Raw genomic sequence first — 17,422 nt, 5'->3', positions numbered from 1 at the left:
TTAACCTAATGTGACCTTAGCAAACTTACGCTTACCCACCTGCACTACATACACGCCAGCTTCCATCTTTAATTGCTTATCAGCAATAGTGACACCATCTATCTTCACGCCGTTTTGATCAATATTGCGATTAGCCTCTGAGGTTGATGGAGCCAATCCAGCAGCCTTCAGAAGATTAGCAATTCCCATGGGGGCACCAATCAGACTAACTTCGATAATCTCATCAGGCACACCACCTTTAGCTCTATGGTTAAAGTCCTCTAAAGCTTTTTCCGCAGCAGCTTGTGAATGAAAGCGTGCGACGATTTCTTGACCGAGCAGCACTTTGCAGTCACGCGGATTACGGCCAGCGACAACTTCTTGCTTCATTAAATCAATCTCCGCCATTGGGCGGAATGACAGTAATGTGAAGTAATCCCACATCAAGTCATCGGAGATGCTCATAAGCTTGCCAAACATCTCGCTAGCAGGCTCGCTGATACCAATGTAATTGCCTTTGGACTTACTCATCTTATCTACGCCATCTAAACCAACTAGCAATGGCATAGTCAAAATACATTGTGGCTCTTGCCCATACTCGCGTTGTAACTCACGCCCAACTAGGAGATTAAATTTCTGATCCGTACCACCAAGCTCTAGATCGCTCTTCAGAGCAACAGAGTCATAACCTTGCATTAAGGGATACAAGAACTCATGTACAGAGATTGGCACGCCGCTGCGGTAGCGCTTTGTAAAGTCATCACGCTCTAGCATCTGCGCAACGGTATATCGAGCCGCTAACTGAATCATGCCGCGCGCGCCTAATGGATCGCACCACTCGCTGTTATAGCGGACTTCCGTTTTAGCGGGATCTAAAACCATACTCGCTTGACGATAGTAAGTCTGCGCATTGATTGCGATTTCTTCAGCAGTCAACGGCGGTCGTGTCGCATTGCGGCCAGAGGGATCACCAATCATGCTCGTGAAATCACCGATCAAGAAAATAATCGTATGCCCCAAATCTTGCAACTGGCGCAATTTATTCAAGACGACCGTATGACCCAAATGAATGTCAGGTGCCGTTGGGTCTAAGCCCAATTTAATGCGCAGGGGACTACCTGTTGCCTGGCTACGAGCCAGTTTTTGTATCCAATCTGCCTCAACCAATAGCTCGTCACAGCCGCGTTTAGTGACTTCAAGGGCTGCAAAAACTTCGGGAGTCAGTGGGTAGGTTTTGTCTGGTTTAGCCGGCATGCTGATTTGGTAAGCGGATTCAGTTAAATTAGTATTAGATTGCTAAAGCATAATTGTCGCATTCCTGAGAACAAAGTCCTGATAACGCATGAATAAGCCGCACTCCCTCTATATTGGCCTGATGTCTGGCACCAGCCTAGATGGGATAGATGCCGTGCTAGCAAAGCTTGATGCCCGTGGTGGCGCAACTCTGATGGGAGCTGTTAGTAAGCCCTTCAAACCTCTATTGCGCAAAGCTCTGCTAGATCTGCAATCACCAGGACCCAATGAGCTGCATCGGGAAAAACAAGCCGGAAATGCCCTTGCCTTAGAGTATGCAGAGGTCGTTCAAGACTTGCTCACGCAGGTGGATCTCCAGGCTTCAGATATCAGCGCCATTGGCGCTCACGGTCAAACTATTCGCCATCAAGCAGATCTGGCTCATCCCCTTGCCTACACTCACCAAACCCTCAATCCGGCTCTTTTAGCAGAGCTAACGGAGATTGATGTCATTGCCGACTTTAGAAGTCGTGATCTAGCTGCGGGTGGGCATGGTGCGCCATTAGTTCCCGCATTTCATGCGCAACAATTTTCTGCAGATCAAAATATCGCTGTTCTGAATCTGGGTGGTATTGCTAACCTCACTCTACTTCCAAGAAATGGTGAAGTAAGCGGGTTTGATTGTGGCCCCGGAAATCTGTTGATGGATGCGTGGATTGCTGAACAACAAGGGCACCCCTTTGATGAAAATGGTGCCTGGGCATCACAGGGCGAAGTCAATCCATCACTACTCTCAAGAATGTTAGCCGATCCATTCTTTACTAAGGCGCCACCAAAGAGTACGGGGCGTGATGACTTTCATCTGGAGTGGTTACAAAAACAGATTCAGAATGAAAATATCAATGCAGAAGATATACAAGCAACCTTGCTTCATTTAACAGCCATCACAGCATTACAAGCTCTCGTGCAGTATGCACCGCAAACCCAGAAACTCATTGTCTGTGGTGGTGGTGCACGAAATGCTGCACTTATCAAGGTGTTTAAAAATCACTCCACTACATTATTGACATCATCTTTAGAAATCGTGACGAGTGATGCACTAGGTCTTGATCCGCAACTCGTAGAAGGTCTTGCTTTTGCCTGGCTCGCTTGGGCCCATAAGGAAAAACGGCCAGCAAATTTGCCAGCCGTTACGGGAGCGAAGGGCCCTAGAATTTTAGGCGCTTGCTATCCAGCGTAATTGGAATTCCTTACGCTGAGAAAGAAGATCCACAACCGCAGGTTGTCTGGGCATTGGGATTTTTAATGACAAACTGTGAGCCATTGATATCTTCTTTGTAATCAATCTCAGCACCCACTAAATACTGGAAGCTCATTGAATCGACTAACAAAGTCACGCCATTTTTTTCAAACAGAGTGTCATCTTCGTTTACAGCATCATCAAACGTGAAGCCATACTGAAAACCTGAACAACCACCGCCTTGAACAAATACACGCAGCTTTAATTCTGGGTTACCTTCTTCAGCAATTAGGTCGGCTACTTTCGCAGCGGCACTATCTGTGAACACCAATGGGGTTGGTGGCTCGGCTAAATCTGAGGAAGGTTGTACAGTTTCCTGCGTAGCTAATTGGGTCATGATTTACTCCTAATTCAAAGGACAACAATCTATTCTAGGCTTTTAATACCAAACTTGCTGAAAGGTCATTATTACACCCAAACTAGGGAGAAACAGCAATTTGAGTTAATCCAGTGGTCTCAGGCAAGCCAAACATGAGGTTCATGCACTGAACGCCCTGACCTGAGGCCCCCTTCACCAAGTTATCCTCAACTACCAAAATGACTAAAGTGTCACCGCCACTTGGACGATGGACGGCAATCCGCAAACCATTGCTACCCCTGACAGAGCGTGTTTCTGGATGGCTACCCGCAGGCATCACATCCACAAAGGGCTCACCTTGATAGAAGCCTTCGTAGAGCTTCTGAAAGTCAATGTCCATTCCCGCTTCGGTCAAACGCACATATAAGGTCGAATGAATCCCTCTAATCATTGGAGTTAAATGCGGCACAAAGGTCAGACCAATCTGATCATGGCCCGCAATTGCTTTCAATCCCTGCACAATTTCAGGGAGATGGCGATGGCCTTTAACAGCATAGGCCTTGAAGTTATCGCTAGATTCTGACAGCAGGGTACCGATCTCGGCTTTACGCCCAGCACCAGAAGTTCCTGACTTTGAATCAGAAATAATATGTGTGCCATCAATCAGCCGTTTGCCGCCGGTTGATTTTGGTGAGAGCAAAGGAGCAAGCCCAAGCTGGACAGAAGTGGGATAGCAACCCGCTAAACCCACTACGCGTGCTTTTTTAATTTCTTCACGATTGATTTCCGCCAAACCATACACCGCCTCAGCCAAAATTTCTGGGCAGCCGTGCTCCATCCCGTACCACTTGGCAAACTCTTTAACATCCTTCAAGCGAAAGTCTGCCGCGAGATCCAAAATCTTCACATTATTCGCAAGCAACTCTTTTGCTTGTGCCATTGCTACACCATGGGGTGTGGCAAAGAATACGACATCACATTCATTTAATTTAGCTTCATCCGGGGTGGTAAATTTCAGATCAATACGGCCACGCAAGGATGGGAACATCTCAGCTACTGGCATGCCAGCTTCTGTGCGAGAAGTAATTGCCTGAATCTTTACCTCGGGGTGCTGTGCTAATAAACGCAGCAATTCCACTCCGGTATATCCAGTTCCACCGACGATACCAACTTTAATCATGCCATTCTCCAAAATACTGACTGATGCATTTTATTTCTTTGATACCTAGATTGTAGAAACAAAAAGGGCCGCTTGCGCGACCCTTTCAATAATACTAAGCGACTGAAAGAAATTAGCGCTTGCTGAACTGCTTACGACGACGCGCACCGTGCAGACCAACCTTTTTACGCTCAACTTCACGAGCATCGCGAGTAACCAAACCTGCTTTAGACAGGGCTGGCTTCAAACTGATGTCGTAATCCATCAATGCACGAGTAACACCGTGACGAACTGCACCAGCTTGGCCAGTTTCACCGCCACCAGAAACGTTAACTTTGATATCAAAGGTCGTTAAGTGGGCTGTGAGAGCCAAAGGTTGACGTGCAATCATGCGTGATGTTTCACGAGCAAAATAAGCATCAATTGGCTTGCCATTCACAATGATTTCGCCCTTGCCAGATTTAATGAATACACGCGCCACAGAACTCTTGCGACGACCAGTACCGTAATTCCAATTTCCGTAATTAATAGCCATTTGGTTTCCTTAAATCTCTAACGCTTTTGGCTGTTGAGCCGCATGCGGATGACTGGCGTCGCCATAGACTTTTAATTTCTTAATCATGGCGTAGCCTAGTGGGCCTTTTGGCAACATACCCTTCACAGCTTTCTCCAAGGCACGACCTGGAAAACGGTCTTGCATCTTATCGAAGTTGGTCGAGCTAATACCACCTGGGTATCCGCTGTGACGGTAATAAATTTTGTTCAAGCCTTTTGTGCCTGTGACACGCAGCTTAGAAGAGTTGATGACAACAATAAAGTCGCCTGTATCAACGTGTGGGGTGTATTCAGGTTTATGCTTGCCGCGTAGACGGAGTGCCACTTCACTGGCGACACGACCGAGGACTTTGTCCGTAGCGTCAATCACGAACCATTCATGCACTACCTCATGGGATTTTGCAGAAAAAGTTTTCATGATTTCTCAAATTGTTATAGTCAAAAAAATTACTCCCAACAAACTACGTCCACCTTGGCCCTGCTTATATTTGCAAGCTCGCAGATTCTGCAATTTACTTGGTACAACCATTACCGCTGACTGGTTCGGTAATTTAGTAAAGCCTTGAATTGTAACCCAAAAAAAACCCAGGACCGAGTCCTGGGCTGGAATCCACTGATGTTTAAGTGGAGGAGACACTGGAAGGAGGATCAATCTCTTATATAAGACTGATCACCAATATGGTTATTGTACCCATCAATATGGTGCAATGCAAGAAAATTGATCTAAATCAATTTTTGGATGTTTTGTAGTCATTATGCGCCCCGGACCAAATCCGGTAAGTATTGGTAAACTATTGATATTATTGATTAATTTTTAATTTAAAGGTTGCTCCTATGGAATGTCGAGTTTCTTGGTTGGGTAATGGCAGCATGGCTTTTTCAGCAGAAACAGGTAGTGGTCATCTTGTCAAAATGGATGGTCCTCCCGACGCCGGTGGTCAAAACAGTGCGCCAAGACCGATGGAACTCATTTTGGCTGGGACCGGGGGGTGTTCTGCATTTGATGTCGTTTTAATCCTACAAAAGGCTCGCCAAGAGATTAGCGCCTGTGATGTGCAACTCACAGCAGAGAGAGCGGACACAGAGCCCAAAGTATTTACGAAAATTAACTTGCATTTCACGGTCAAAGGAAAAAACCTCGATTTGACTAAGGTTGAGCGTGCTGTGAAGTTATCCCACGACAAGTATTGCTCAGCCACAACCATGCTGGCCAAAACGGCAGAAATAACTTATTCCATCGACATGCTGAATGACGAATAAGTATTTTGAAAGTGCAGAGTCAATCGATAAGCCGGATTCTGTCGCCTAGATTTGCATCTAGGGGCAATCATTCCTCTAGGCCGGCAGTTACCTGACGGCTCAAGCTCCCTACCCGCAGACTCAGCGGGACGCCTCATCGCCTGCTTACTTGGGATTGCTCCAGGTGGAGGTTACCGCGTTTCACCGTAACTAAATACGCTCGTCTCTGTGGCCCTATTCCTCACGTTGCCGTGGATGGCCGTTAGCCATCACCCTTCCCTATGGAGTCCGGACTTTCCTCCCCCTCAATAAAGAGGCGGCGATTGCCCAATTGACTCTGCGCCTGCAGTCTAACGCAGTCGCGGAAATTTAGTTTAAAAATGAATTGCGGGAATGCGGGGTGACTGAAGGTGGGCTTAAGAGCGACTTAAGCTAGTGACCAAGCAATGGCCTCACCTGCACGCAGAGGCACAATGGTTTCATCCCCTAGTGGCAGCTCAGCAGGAATGCTTTGCGCTTGCTTAACCAAAGAGATTGTTTTGGTGTTCCGTGGCAAAGAATAAAAATCAGGGCCAAATAGACTGGCAAAACCTTCAAGCTTATCAAGCTTTCCAACACTCTCAAATGCTTCAGCATATAAACCCAAAGCATTAAATGCACTGTAACAACCTGCGCATCCACAAGCAGCCTCTTTTGCACCCTTGGAGTGAGGAGCACTGTCTGTACCTAGGAAAAATCTCGGGCTACCACTCGTAGCGACTTCGAGCAAGGCAACGCGGTGTTCTTCGCGCTTGAGAACTGGTAAGCAATAATTGTGTGGACGAATACCGCCAGCAAAAATAGCATTCCGATTCATCAACAAATGTTGTGGAGTGATGGTCGCTGCTAAGCTATTTTTTCCATTGGTTTGCGCATCTCGCACATAGTGTGCAGCTTGCTTAGTGGTGATGTGTTCAAACACAATCTTGAGCTCAGGAAAATCTTTGCGTAAGGGCTCAAGAACTCGATCAATAAATACTGCCTCACGATCAAAGATATCGATGTCGGCACTAGTCACTTCCCCATGCACTAACAAGGGCATGCCTACAGTCTGCATCGCCTCCAGAACGCCGTAGCAACGCTTGATATCACTTACACCAGCATCGCTATTGGTAGTTGCACCAGCAGGGTATAACTTAAACGCGGTAATACCCGCAGCTTTTGCCTTATGCACCTCATCAGCAGAAGTGTTGTCTGTAAGGTACAAAGTCATCAATGGTGTAAAGCGAACAATGCCTAATGATTCTAGGCTAGCTTCAATCCGAGTGCGGTAGGCATTTGCTAACGCTACTGTGGTGACAGGTGGCTTCAAATTCGGCATGATGATGGCGCGGGCGAATTGACGTGCAGTATCGACCAAAACATCTTTCATGACTTCACCATCACGAATGTGTAAATGCCAATCATCTGGTTGGATCAACTGAATTTGTTTAGGGCTATTGGACATTGTATTTATTAAGCAAGATGATGCGGAAATCATTCACATTCGTCAGTGTAGGGCCAGTTTCAACTAAAGCATCTAATTCTGCAAAAAAACCATAGCAATCATGGGCAGCTAAGAATGACTCAGCTGCCACGCCCCGATCAATACTAGTCTGACGAATATCCCCAGAAAACCATGCCCCGGCATTCTTTTCACTACCATCGATACCATCAGTATCTGCAGCTAACGCTGCCAAATTGGGTAAATCTGTTGAGGCGGCAAACAGCGAGAGGAGAAATTCACTGCACCGACCACCACGACCTTTAATGCCGGCAGGAATAGTAACCGTGCATTCACCACCCGAAATCAAAGCGATTGGCTTATCGGTCAGTTTTGGCAAATACTCTCTAGCTAATTGCGCTTGACTCATGCCCACTTCTTGCGCTTCACCAGTAATCGTGTCACCTAGAATAATAGGTTCATATCCTTGGGCATGCACATAGTCGGCCGCAGCCTCCAAACTTTTGTAAGCTGTTGCAATTACATGATTAGCCACTTGGGCATTGACTAAATCCGCCTCTTTCAAAGTCTCCGGGATTTCACCTGCCAAACCTTGCTTCAGGTGATTGAGCACTGAAGCGGGAATCTCTTTACTGTCGAGACTGTATTTATCCAAGATATTTAAAGCGTCAAGATAGGTCGAATAATCAGCAGCACAGGGGCCGCTAGCAATATCCGCAGGATCATCGCCGGTCACATCTGAAATCAATAAGGCTTCCACTCGTGCACCTTGCGTAATTGCCACTCTCGCTAAATTACCGCCCAAGATTGCAGACAGGTGTTTACGCACCACATTCATTTCTTCAATGGGTGCACCGCTTCTCAAAAGTGCTTCCGTAGTCTGACGCATATCGTCAATGGATATACCTGATTGAGGCAAAGTCAGTAAGCTAGATCCACCACCAGACACTAAAGCAATCAGCACATCGTCAGGCTCTAATGTTTTAGAAAGCGCATAGATTGCCTTAGCACCATCCATGCCTGCTTGGTCTGGAACTGGATGACCAGCTTCAATAATTTGAATATGGCTAGTAGGCGACGCATGTCCATAGCGAGTTAAAACGACACCTTCTAGCTTTACTTGGGGCCAATGTGCTTTTGCATAAGCCTCAAGAGCACTTGCCATCGAAGCGCTTGCCTTACCCGCCCCTACCACTAAGCATCGCCCCCGAGGCTCATGTCCAGCAGGAAAAATCTTGTTTAAATACTGCGGAACGATAACTTGAGGATCAGCCACAGCCACAGCCGCTGCAAAGGCATTTTTTAAAACGTCTTTCAAGGATGTGGTCTGAGTATGAAGTTTGTTCATGAAACTATTCTAATCAATAGCAGCGCGTTCTTGCATTTGCCACATTTCAGCATATCGGCCATTAGCAGATAAAAGCACACTATGTGTACCCCGCTCTACGATCTGCCCATGATCCATCACCAAAATTTGATCGGCATGAATAATCGTCGAGAGGCGGTGAGCAATGATCAGAGTAGTACGATTTTTAGCCAAATTGAGCAGCTCTTCTTGAAATGCTCTTTCAGTTTTAGAGTCTAAAGCCGAAGTGGCTTCATCAAAAATTAACATGGCAGGCTTCTTGAGCAAAGTTCGCGCAATGGCAACCCGCTGCTTCTCACCGCCAGACAGTTTTAAGCCTCGCTCACCCACCTGAGTTTCATATCCATCTGGTAAGCGCTTAATAAAACCATCTATTTGTGCAGCTCTTGCTGCCTCATGAACAGCCTCGATAGAAGCGCTAGGATCGCCATAGGCGATGTTATAGCCAATAGCGTCATTAAATAAGACTGTATCCTGAGGAACAATACCAATGGCTTTACGTAAACTCGCTTGCGTGACATCTTGAATATTTTGACCATCAATCAAGATCTCGCCAGCTTGCACATCATAAAAACGAAATAGCAGTCTCGCTAAAGTACTCTTGCCAGCCCCGCTCTGACCCACTACTGCCGTAATCGTTCCTGCTGGAATATGAAAGCTCACATCACGAAGGATTTCACGTTTAGCGTCATAGTGAAATGAGACATTTTCAAAACGGACATCAGGCCCAAGGCCGTGATCCTGAATATGTAATATCTGGGCATTGGGAGAATCAGCGATCTCTTTATCGGTGTTGAGTAAAGAGAACATCCGCTCCATATCCGTTAAGGACTGCTTGATCTCGCGATAAATCACTCCCAAGAAATTGAGGGGGATATACAACTGAATCATTAAGGTATTAACGAGAACGAGGTCTCCTAGCGTCATAGTGCCATCGACTACACCAAGCGTAGCGCGCCACAAAATGAGGATCAGGCCAATGGCAATGATTGTTTGCTGACCAAAATTAAGAATCGCCAACGATTTTTGCGACTTAACAGCAGCAGCCTGGTAACGCATGAGATTTTGATCGTAGCGACTTGCTTCAAAGGCTTCATTACCAAAATACTTCACGGTCTCAAAGTTTAATAAAGAATCAATTGCTTTCTGATTTGCCTTTGAATCCATGTCATTCATGGTCTTACGAAAATGGGTACGCCACTCCGTCACCACCACAGTAAAAATGATATAAAAAACTAAGGCGCATAAGGTAATGGCTGCAAACCAGATATCGTATGAATACGCTAGGTAACCCAACACCAACATGAATTCAACTAAGGTTGGTAGGATGCTATACAAAGAGTAAGCAATCAGAGACTGAATACCACGGGTACCGCGCTCAATATCCCGACTGACCCCTCCGGTTTGACGGGCTAAGTGAAAGCTCAATGCTAAAGAATGTAAATGCTCAAAGACTTGGAGGGCTACTTTACGGACAGCATTTTGGGTCACTCGCGCAAAGAGAAACTCGCGCAATTCAGCGAATAAGGAGGCGGACATTCTGAGGAGTCCGTAAGCCAAAATAAGCCCTGCTGGAACCACAAGCAAAGCCTGTGGAGAATCTACCTTAATATTTAAATCGTCAATTAAACGCTTCAGCAAAATTGGGATACCGAGATTGGTAATCTTAGCAGCCACTAAGCAAGCTAGGGCAATCGCTACTCTAAATTTATATTCCAATAGGTAGGGAATTAAATCTCGAATGACTTTCCAATCACTTCCCTGTGAAAGCTTGGAATCTGCTCCTGAATGATGGTGCCCAGATGAAGGTCTCATTACTCTTTCTTAGTTACTTATCAACTAGTGTGTAGAAAACAATTGCAGAATGGCATCACCATTGCTGGGAGAAAAACATCTTCTTGACGCTTCTGTGAAGGGAAGCCACTCATAGGCTACATGTTCTCTTGGCGCCAAGGTGACGGAGGTGTTATCTGGAACAAGTAATGAAAACCAATGCTCTGTATTGCTCGTGACCCCAGGTGCATACCGATGGCGCCACTGGGGATAAATTTCATACTGAATCTGATGGTGCATATTCTTTAAGGAGCTCGCTGGAAGAGATTGAGTATCAATGCCTGTTTCCTCAAGCACTTCTCGTGCAGCTGCTACGCTGAGATCTTCATCGATGGCATCGACACTGCCGGTAACCGATTGCCAAAAGCCAGTCTTATCTGCCCGCTCTATGAGCAAAACTTCCCCATTCGATTTATAAATCACGACTAAAACTGAAATGGGAATTTTCAAGGTGCTTTAAATACTTTCCTACTTAGGCAGCTGGAGTGGCTTGACGCAAACGAATATGTAGCTCTTTTAGCTGGCGCTCATCCACTGGGCTAGGTGCCTGAGTGAGCAAGCACTGTGCTCGCTGTGTTTTAGGGAAAGCAATCACATCACGAATGGACTCAGCACCCGTCATCATTGTCACGATCCGATCCAAGCCAAACGCAATACCACCATGCGGAGGTGCGCCGTATTGAAGCGCATCTAACAAGAATCCAAACTTTGCCTGCGCTTCTTCAGCGCCAATCTTCAAGGCGCGGAATACCTGGCTCTGCACGGCCTCTTGGTGAATACGAACAGATCCGCCACCAATTTCGCTGCCGTTCAGGACCATATCATAGGCCTTAGCCAAGCATTTACCAGGATTAGACTCGAGATACTGCATGTGCTCGTCTTTAGGGCTAGTAAATGGATGATGGCAAGCTACCCAACGGGCTTCACCTTCATCGTAATCAAACATGGGGAAGTCAACTACCCATAATGGTTTCCAGCCTTCAGCAGAAAGACCATGCTCTTTACCCCAAGTGGAGTGGCCAATCTTCAGACGTAAGCCGCCGATAGCGTCATTAACTACCTTTTCTTTATCAGCACCGAAGAAAATAATATCGCCATCTTTAGCGCCTGTACGCTTCAAGATGCCTTCAATAGCGGCATCGTGCAGATTTTTCACAATCGGTGATTGCAAACCATTGCGACCTTCCGCAACGGAGTTCACCTTGATCCACGCCAAACCTTTAGCGCCATAGATTGCAACAAACTGGGTGTAGTCATCAATCTCGCTACGACTAATCTCTGCACCGCCAGGAACACATAAGCCCACAACGCGGCCACCCTCCTGGTTAGCTGCACCAGAGAAGACCTTGAAATCAACATCCTTCATTAAGTCAGTCAATTCAGTGAATTCAAAATTCACACGCAGATCTGGCTTGTCAGAACCAAAACGCGCCATACCCTCTGAGTAAGGCATCGTTGGAAATGGATTGGGTAACTCTACATTCATCGTAGTTTTGAAAATATGACGAATCATGTTTTCAAATAACGCTCGGATTTCTAATTCATCCAAGAAGGCAGTTTCACAGTCGATCTGCGTAAATTCGGGCTGACGATCAGCCCGTAAATCTTCATCACGGAAACACTTGGTAATTTGATAGTAACGATCAAAGCCTGCCACCATTAATAACTGCTTAAACAGTTGAGGAGATTGTGGCAAAGCAAAAAACTGGCCATCATGAACGCGTGAAGGGACTAAATAGTCACGTGCACCCTCAGGAGTACTCTTGGTCAACATCGGGGTTTCAATATCGATGAAACCGGCAGCATCTAAATAACGGCGGCACTCCATTGCGACGTTATAACGCAGGCGCAAATTCTTTTGCATCTGCGGACGACGTAAATCTAAAACGCGATGCGTTAGACGGGTTGTCTCGGAAAGGTTCTCATCTTCCAACTGAAACGGCGGAGTGATAGAGGCATTCAAGATCACCAGGCTATGGCAAAGTACCTCTATCTTGCCACTCACTAAATCGGTATTCTCGGTACCAGCAGGACGCGCCCGCACCAAACCCTTAATCTGAATACAAAACTCGTTGCGAACCTGCTCGGCCAAGGCAAACATATCCGGGCGATCTGGATCACACACTACCTGTACAAATCCCTGATGATCACGTAAATCAATAAAGATCACGCCGCCATGATCACGACGGCGATTTACCCAACCAGAGAGGGTCACTTCTTGACCAATAAGTGATTCAGTTACTTGACCGCAGGTATGACTTCGCATCGACATAACAATTTCCTATAAATCAAACATGGTGTGGTGGCTGGGGTGCAGCCAATCCACTTAGACTATTTGGTGGAACAGATCCCATTGAAACAATATGCTTCAATGCCTCTTCCACGCTCATATCGAGTTCAATGGTTTGCGCTCGCGGCACAATCATAAAAAAACCAGAAGTAGGGTTGGGGGTTGTTGGCAAAAATACGTTGACGTAGCCCTCACCGAGCTTGGCTGTTACTTCTCTTGCAGGCGTACCCGTTTGAAAAGCAATAGCCCACGAATCTGCATGGGGGTAGCGAATCAGTAATGCCTTACTGAAAGCCTGACCACTGCCTGAAAATAAAGTAGAAGAAACTTGCTGGACGCTAGAGTAAATCGAGCGAACAATGGGGATGCGATTAACCAGCTTATCCCATATCTTTAACCACCATTGCCCTGCAAAACTAATCGCCAGTAATCCAGTGAACATAATCACTGCAATCACAATCAAAATCCCTACGCCGGGAAGCTCGCGGAAATGCTGAACGTCTATAGCGGCATCATGCGGAAGGACCACAATGATTGCATGCATTACAGAACCAAATACACCATCAAGCACGCCCAAGCCCGAGGCGATTACCCAAATGGTGATCGACAGCGGTGCCCAAACCAGGATTCCAGCGATAAAGTATTTTTTCATGTGTTTTGCCTAACCAGCTATTTTAGCGGTATAGCCCAAAACCAGCGAAAGACTAATAAAAATGCCGCCCAACTATTACCATTCCCACCAAGAAACCACCCCCAAACAGCAAAGCACCCACCAAAATACGGCGCGTACGTCTTTCCTCTCGTAAAAGTGCTTTTAAGAGCTCTATTTGTTGGTTTTCCTCTTTTTTCTGGCCATGTTCTTGACCATGCTTCAGGCTCTCTGCCAACAGTCGAGGTAGGGTTGGCAGTATTTTTGCCCAGGATGGGGCCTCACTTTTAAGCCCTTCAATCAGTCCGCGCCAACCTAGCTGTTGACTAATCCATTTCTCCAAAATCGGCTTTGCAGTCTGCCAAAGATCGAGATCGGGATCTAGCTCACGCGCCAGACCCTCCACATTTAATAATGTCTTCGATAAGAGGGATAGCTGAGGCTGCACCTCAACCTTGAAGCGACGCGATGTTTGGAACAAGCGCACCAGAACAATACCTAAAGAAATATCTTTTAAGGGTCGATCAAAGTAAGGTTCGCAAACAGAGCGTACTGCCCCCTCTAATTCTTCCACACGGGTATCTGCAGGCACCCAACCAGATTCCACATGCAATTCTGCTACGCGCCGGTAATCTCGATTGAAGAAAGCCAAAAAGTTGAGGGCTAAGTAATTTTTATCGGATTCACTTAATGCGCCCACAATGCCGAAATCTAGAGAAATGAATCGCCCGAAGGTATCTGGCTCCAAGCTAATCATGATATTTCCCGGATGCATATCTGCATGGAAAAAACCATATTCGAATACTTGGGTAAAAAATATCTCAACACCCTCTGCTGCTAATTTTTTAAAATCTACTCCGGCGGTACGTAATTCATCAAAACGTCCGATAGAAATACCGTGCATTCTTTCCATCACGATGACGTTGGTGTGACATAAATCCCAATACATCTCCGGAATCATGAGCTTGTCTGAGTCAGCAAAATATCTTCTTAACTGACTAGCGTTAGAAGCCTCACGCATGAGATCGAGTTCATCATGCAAATGTCGATCAAACTCAGCGACATTTTCAGTCAGCTTTAACCGGCGTCCATCAGAAGACAGTTTTTCAATAATTTTTGCTAAGTCATACATTAAGGCGATATCGCTCTCAATGATGGGGAGGATGCCTGGACGTAAAACTTTAATAGCCACTTCACGCTCATGCCAATCTGGATGTCTCTCAGTGGCCCGTAAAGTTCCAAAATGAACTTGGGCTACAGAGGCGCTAGCTACTGGTGTTGCATCAAAACTAATGAAGACTTCCTCAATAGGTAAGCCTAATGCTTTCTCAATAAGGCGCCGTGATTCTGCATTAGAAAATGGTGGCACTTGATCTTGCAACTTGGTCAACTCATTCGCAATATCCTCTGGCAGTAAATCCCGCCGAGTTGAGAGCACTTGACCGAACTTGACAAAAATAGGGCCCAAGGATTCCAGTGTTAACCGAATGCGTTCACCCCTGGATAAGTGTGCGCCAGGCGATATCCAGCAGATGATCGACAAGCAAGCTCGGATCACTCCATGCTTTAAGTTATCGCGCAATAAGGGTAATAGACCAAAGCGCCAAGCAGTAAAAAAAATAAACCAAAGACGAGCAATTCGACGCACGATGAATTAACCTTTTCGCTCTAGTAGTTGAATCCGCTTTTCCATACGATCAACTGCATCACGTAACGCGTTTAATTCATTTTTGCGAATCATAAAATCCCGTTTATTCAAAAGTACTTTTCTTTCTTCACTGACATATTCCACTACATTCGCCAACACGTCAGAAGCGGCAGATCGACCAGCAGAGAGGAATTTCTTGCCCCGACTGACTGCAAAGTTTGCAGGCGCATCACCAATGAAGCGCGCCAAGTCCTCTTCATATTCCCAGCGAATTTGTCCTGCTAGACGCCCCAATAATTGGGCCAGATCAGCATCGCCCGTGATTTTGACTGACTTCATTGCCTGCTCTTGTAAATTTCCAGGCCCAGTTGCCAGAGTGCTCAGTGAATCCGCCGAGACTTCCAGCTCCAATGCAGTGGCATCGACATCCGTTGAAGCGGTTAAGGCACCCTCAGAAGTCAGTGCAAAACAGAGTTTTCCAACTGGCAGCTTGAGCAAGATGACTTTGCCAGCATGTTTCGACAACTCAGCCATGGCCCATGGCTCTCCCTTGAGAACATGATTAATCCCTCGGCAAGCGGTAGCAGTAGCAAGATGGTGCGTGGTTGGTGTTGCGGTAGTCATAAGCGTAAAAAACCCGCACAAGTGCGGGCTTTCAATGGAAAGTACCCTAAGCTTAAACTAACTGAGAGATACCTGCTAGTACCCAGCCGCCAGGGCCTGTGACTGGCTTACTTAAGTTCCAAATTTCAGAGAAATTATTTGCCTGTGCGCCGGCTTGCTCACGAATCATGCCAGTGAATTGCACACTGCAGTAATACGTATTGTTAGTCGTCTCAATTCCTAATAGTTGCGCATTGAGAGTTACTACATCCGTTTGATTAGCACCATCAGCGCGACCCGCAAGATCTTGCTCGATCGTAGCAAACATCTCAGGGGTAGTGAATTCACGTAATGCCACTAAGTCGCCTTGATCCCACGCTTTTTGAAGACCTGAAAAATATTGCTTGGCATTCTCTAAAAAAGCATATTCGTCGAAACCGGGGGGCAAGGTTGACTGAAATGGTGCAGGCTCAGCGGCAACACCACCTAAGGTATTAGCAGCTGGAGTAAAGCCTGGGGCTTGTCTTGGCGCCTGATCTAGATTGGCACGCTGCATACCCTGTGAAGAGACTTGAGGGCCTTTGTTAGCGCCAGATAATGCTGGGAACATTCTTCTCATGACAAACATGATGACCAAGCCTGCCAAAACAGCAATCAACAAGCCGGTAATTAAAGAGGATGCACCTTCGCCCAAACCAAAATGGGACAAGAGATAGCCAATACCCAGTCCAGCAGCAAGACCGCCCAGTAGTCCACCCATGCCACCAAAGCGGCTTGGCGCAGCGGCTGGAGCAGCGGCTGGTGCTGGTGCAGCAGCCGGTTGAGCTTGCTTTTGTGCAGGCGCAGCCTGTTTCTGCATTGGCGCACTAGGGGCTTTACCGATACTACGGCCGCCACCCAGTCGTGCCGCATCAGCATGACCAACAGTAGCAAATATTAAGCTGACACTTATTAGGACCGCCTTGAAAAAATGCTTATTCATATTTTTACCCCTTTATCGAACAACTGGAATTCTTGAAAGCTTATAACTACAAATTTACTAGTATTTAATACCAATATGTAAAGCAACGATACCCCCAGTCATCCTATGGGTATCCACTTCATCAAAACCGACCCCTAACATGATCTCTTTAAGGGTTTGGGCGTCTGGATGCATCCGAATAGATTCCGCTAAATAGCGATAACTCTCAGAGTCTTGGGCAATTTTCTCGCCCAACCAAGGTAACACTTTGAATGAATAGGTGTCATATACCGGCTGTAAAAAGGCATCCGGCTTAGAGAACTCCAGCACCAACACCTTGCCTCCAGGCTTAATGACACGAAGCATCTCTGCCAAAGCCACATCCTTATGGGTCATATTTCGCAATCCAAATGCGACGGTGACAGCATCAAAATGATTATTAGGAAATGGAATTTTTTCCGCATCAAATTGAACGCAAGGTAAAGCTAAACCCTGATCCATAAGACGGTCTCGGCCAACTCCCAGCATCGAGGCATTGATATCGCTTAACCACACTTGCGCCTCAGGATTTTGACCCCAGCCTGCTGCACGAGCAAATACTGCAGCCAAGTCACCTGTACCACCAGCAATATCGAGCACCTTTTGACCAAGACGTACTTGAGCACAAGCAATCGTCACCTTCTTCCATAGGCGATGAAGACCAAATGACATCAAATCATTCATCACATCGTATTTGCTAGCGACAGAATGAAATACCTCTGCTACCTTGCCAGCTTTTTCAGCCTCATCGACACTTTGATATCCGAAATGGGTTTTGCTCATATTC

General features: G+C 46.4%; 17 protein-coding genes and 1 other RNA gene. 2 read left to right on the top strand and 16 right to left on the bottom strand.

Going from position 1 to position 17,422, the window contains the following annotated elements:
* Positions 1-1,233, bottom strand: a complete 1,233-nt coding sequence (gene tyrS, locus ICN15_RS00915; RefSeq protein WP_216200631.1) for a tyrosine--tRNA ligase — start codon at positions 1,231-1,233, stop codon at positions 1-3.
* 88 nt (positions 1,234-1,321) lie between these two features.
* On the opposite strand from tyrS, the gene ICN15_RS00910 reads away from it, so the two are divergent.
* Positions 1,322-2,452: an anhydro-N-acetylmuramic acid kinase gene (locus ICN15_RS00910; RefSeq protein WP_216200630.1), complete on the top strand. Its 1,131-nt coding sequence runs from the start codon at positions 1,322-1,324 to the stop codon at positions 2,450-2,452.
* Positions 2,453-2,462: 10 nt separating this feature from the next.
* Here the strand turns inward: ICN15_RS00910 and erpA are convergent, their stop codons facing one another.
* The 4 genes from erpA to rplM all read right to left on the bottom strand — a co-directional run bounded on the left by erpA (position 2,463) and on the right by rplM (position 4,942).
* Positions 2,463-2,849, bottom strand: a complete 387-nt coding sequence (gene erpA / locus ICN15_RS00905; RefSeq protein ID WP_216200629.1) for an iron-sulfur cluster insertion protein ErpA — start codon at positions 2,847-2,849, stop codon at positions 2,463-2,465.
* Between the two features lie 82 nt (positions 2,850-2,931).
* Positions 2,932-3,990 (bottom strand): N-acetyl-gamma-glutamyl-phosphate reductase, encoded by a 1,059-nt coding sequence (argC, locus tag ICN15_RS00900; RefSeq protein ID WP_216200628.1) that lies wholly within the window; start codon positions 3,988-3,990, stop codon positions 2,932-2,934.
* A gap of 112 nt (positions 3,991-4,102) precedes the next feature.
* On the bottom strand, positions 4,103-4,504 hold the full coding sequence (rpsI, locus tag ICN15_RS00895; protein WP_216200627.1) for a 30S ribosomal protein S9: 402 nt from the start codon (positions 4,502-4,504) through the stop codon (positions 4,103-4,105).
* A gap of 9 nt (positions 4,505-4,513) precedes the next feature.
* A complete protein-coding gene (gene rplM / locus ICN15_RS00890) occupies positions 4,514-4,942 on the bottom strand; it encodes a 50S ribosomal protein L13 (RefSeq protein ID WP_015422034.1) in 429 nt (142 codons plus the stop codon).
* 416 nt (positions 4,943-5,358) lie between these two features.
* Here rplM and ICN15_RS00885 point away from each other — a divergent pair, with 416 nt between their 5' ends.
* Positions 5,359-5,784, top strand: coding sequence for an OsmC family protein (locus ICN15_RS00885; protein ID WP_216200626.1), 426 nt, complete (start codon positions 5,359-5,361; stop codon positions 5,782-5,784).
* An 11-nt stretch (positions 5,785-5,795) separates the two neighbouring features.
* Here the strand turns inward: ICN15_RS00885 and rnpB are convergent.
* The 11 genes from rnpB to ubiE all read right to left on the bottom strand — a co-directional run bounded on the left by rnpB (position 5,796) and on the right by ubiE (position 17,418).
* Positions 5,796-6,102, bottom strand: an RNA gene (rnpB, locus tag ICN15_RS00880) — RNase P RNA component class A.
* Positions 6,103-6,190: 88 nt separating this feature from the next.
* Entirely contained in the window at positions 6,191-7,249 is a 1,059-nt protein-coding gene (pyrC, locus tag ICN15_RS00875; protein WP_216200625.1) for a dihydroorotase, read from the bottom strand.
* The gene (locus ICN15_RS00870) at positions 7,239-8,594 is read right to left on the bottom strand and encodes a glycerate kinase (protein ID WP_216200624.1); all 1,356 of its coding nucleotides are present in this window, start codon (positions 8,592-8,594) and stop codon (positions 7,239-7,241) included. The genes pyrC and ICN15_RS00870 overlap by 11 nt, the downstream gene beginning before the upstream one ends.
* A 9-nt stretch (positions 8,595-8,603) precedes the next feature.
* Positions 8,604-10,427, bottom strand: coding sequence for an ABC transporter ATP-binding protein/permease (locus tag ICN15_RS00865; protein WP_216200623.1), 1,824 nt, complete (start codon positions 10,425-10,427; stop codon positions 8,604-8,606).
* A 24-nt stretch (positions 10,428-10,451) separates the two neighbouring features.
* A complete protein-coding gene (gene nudB / locus ICN15_RS00860; RefSeq protein ID WP_216200622.1) occupies positions 10,452-10,895 on the bottom strand; it encodes a dihydroneopterin triphosphate diphosphatase in 444 nt (147 codons plus the stop codon).
* Between the two features lie 22 nt (positions 10,896-10,917).
* Entirely contained in the window at positions 10,918-12,717 is a 1,800-nt protein-coding gene (aspS, locus tag ICN15_RS00855; RefSeq protein WP_216200621.1) for an aspartate--tRNA ligase, read from the bottom strand.
* A 16-nt stretch (positions 12,718-12,733) separates the two neighbouring features.
* Positions 12,734-13,387 (bottom strand): DUF502 domain-containing protein, encoded by a 654-nt coding sequence (locus tag ICN15_RS00850; protein WP_216200620.1) that lies wholly within the window; start codon positions 13,385-13,387, stop codon positions 12,734-12,736.
* A 52-nt stretch (positions 13,388-13,439) separates the two neighbouring features.
* Positions 13,440-15,032, bottom strand: coding sequence for a ubiquinone biosynthesis regulatory protein kinase UbiB (gene ubiB, locus ICN15_RS00845; protein ID WP_370625376.1), 1,593 nt, complete (start codon positions 15,030-15,032; stop codon positions 13,440-13,442).
* Positions 15,033-15,038: 6 nt separating this feature from the next.
* The gene (locus tag ICN15_RS00840; RefSeq protein WP_216200619.1) at positions 15,039-15,656 is read right to left on the bottom strand and encodes an SCP2 domain-containing protein; all 618 of its coding nucleotides are present in this window, start codon (positions 15,654-15,656) and stop codon (positions 15,039-15,041) included.
* Between the two features lie 52 nt (positions 15,657-15,708).
* Positions 15,709-16,617 carry a Tim44 domain-containing protein gene (locus ICN15_RS00835; protein WP_216200618.1) on the bottom strand — a complete coding sequence of 303 codons (909 nt, stop codon included), beginning with the start codon at positions 16,615-16,617 and terminating at the stop codon, positions 15,709-15,711.
* A gap of 57 nt (positions 16,618-16,674) precedes the next feature.
* The gene (gene ubiE, locus ICN15_RS00830; protein ID WP_216200617.1) at positions 16,675-17,418 is read right to left on the bottom strand and encodes a bifunctional demethylmenaquinone methyltransferase/2-methoxy-6-polyprenyl-1,4-benzoquinol methylase UbiE; all 744 of its coding nucleotides are present in this window, start codon (positions 17,416-17,418) and stop codon (positions 16,675-16,677) included.
* Between the last annotated feature and the right edge of the window lie 4 nt (positions 17,419-17,422).

Source organism: Polynucleobacter sp. CS-Odin-A6, from assembly GCF_018882095.1.
In the GTDB taxonomy this organism is placed as follows: Bacteria; Pseudomonadota; Gammaproteobacteria; order Burkholderiales; family Burkholderiaceae; genus Polynucleobacter.
This window is presented reverse-complemented; position numbering and strand designations above follow the sequence as displayed.

What these genes read in the sequence shown, in the direction of transcription:
- tyrS (WP_216200631.1), bottom strand. Translation starts at nt 1,233, where the DNA reads ATGCCGGCTAAACCAGACAAAACCTACCCACTGACTCCCGAAGTTTTT.
- ICN15_RS00910 (WP_216200630.1), top strand. Translation starts at nt 1,322, where the DNA reads ATGAATAAGCCGCACTCCCTCTATATTGGCCTGATGTCTGGCACCAGC.
- erpA (WP_216200629.1), bottom strand. Translation starts at nt 2,849, where the DNA reads ATGACCCAATTAGCTACGCAGGAAACTGTACAACCTTCCTCAGATTTA.
- argC (WP_216200628.1), bottom strand. Translation starts at nt 3,990, where the DNA reads ATGATTAAAGTTGGTATCGTCGGTGGAACTGGATATACCGGAGTGGAA.
- rpsI (WP_216200627.1), bottom strand. Translation starts at nt 4,504, where the DNA reads ATGGCTATTAATTACGGAAATTGGAATTACGGTACTGGTCGTCGCAAG.
- rplM (WP_015422034.1), bottom strand. Translation starts at nt 4,942, where the DNA reads ATGAAAACTTTTTCTGCAAAATCCCATGAGGTAGTGCATGAATGGTTC.
- ICN15_RS00885 (WP_216200626.1), top strand. Translation starts at nt 5,359, where the DNA reads ATGGAATGTCGAGTTTCTTGGTTGGGTAATGGCAGCATGGCTTTTTCA.
- pyrC (WP_216200625.1), bottom strand. Translation starts at nt 7,249, where the DNA reads ATGTCCAATAGCCCTAAACAAATTCAGTTGATCCAACCAGATGATTGG.
- ICN15_RS00870 (WP_216200624.1), bottom strand. Translation starts at nt 8,594, where the DNA reads ATGAACAAACTTCATACTCAGACCACATCCTTGAAAGACGTTTTAAAA.
- ICN15_RS00865 (WP_216200623.1), bottom strand. Translation starts at nt 10,427, where the DNA reads ATGAGACCTTCATCTGGGCACCATCATTCAGGAGCAGATTCCAAGCTT.
- aspS (WP_216200621.1), bottom strand. Translation starts at nt 12,717, where the DNA reads ATGTCGATGCGAAGTCATACCTGCGGTCAAGTAACTGAATCACTTATT.
- ICN15_RS00850 (WP_216200620.1), bottom strand. Translation starts at nt 13,387, where the DNA reads ATGAAAAAATACTTTATCGCTGGAATCCTGGTTTGGGCACCGCTGTCG.
- ICN15_RS00840 (WP_216200619.1), bottom strand. Translation starts at nt 15,656, where the DNA reads ATGACTACCGCAACACCAACCACGCACCATCTTGCTACTGCTACCGCT.
- ICN15_RS00835 (WP_216200618.1), bottom strand. Translation starts at nt 16,617, where the DNA reads ATGAATAAGCATTTTTTCAAGGCGGTCCTAATAAGTGTCAGCTTAATA.
- ubiE (WP_216200617.1), bottom strand. Translation starts at nt 17,418, where the DNA reads ATGAGCAAAACCCATTTCGGATATCAAAGTGTCGATGAGGCTGAAAAA.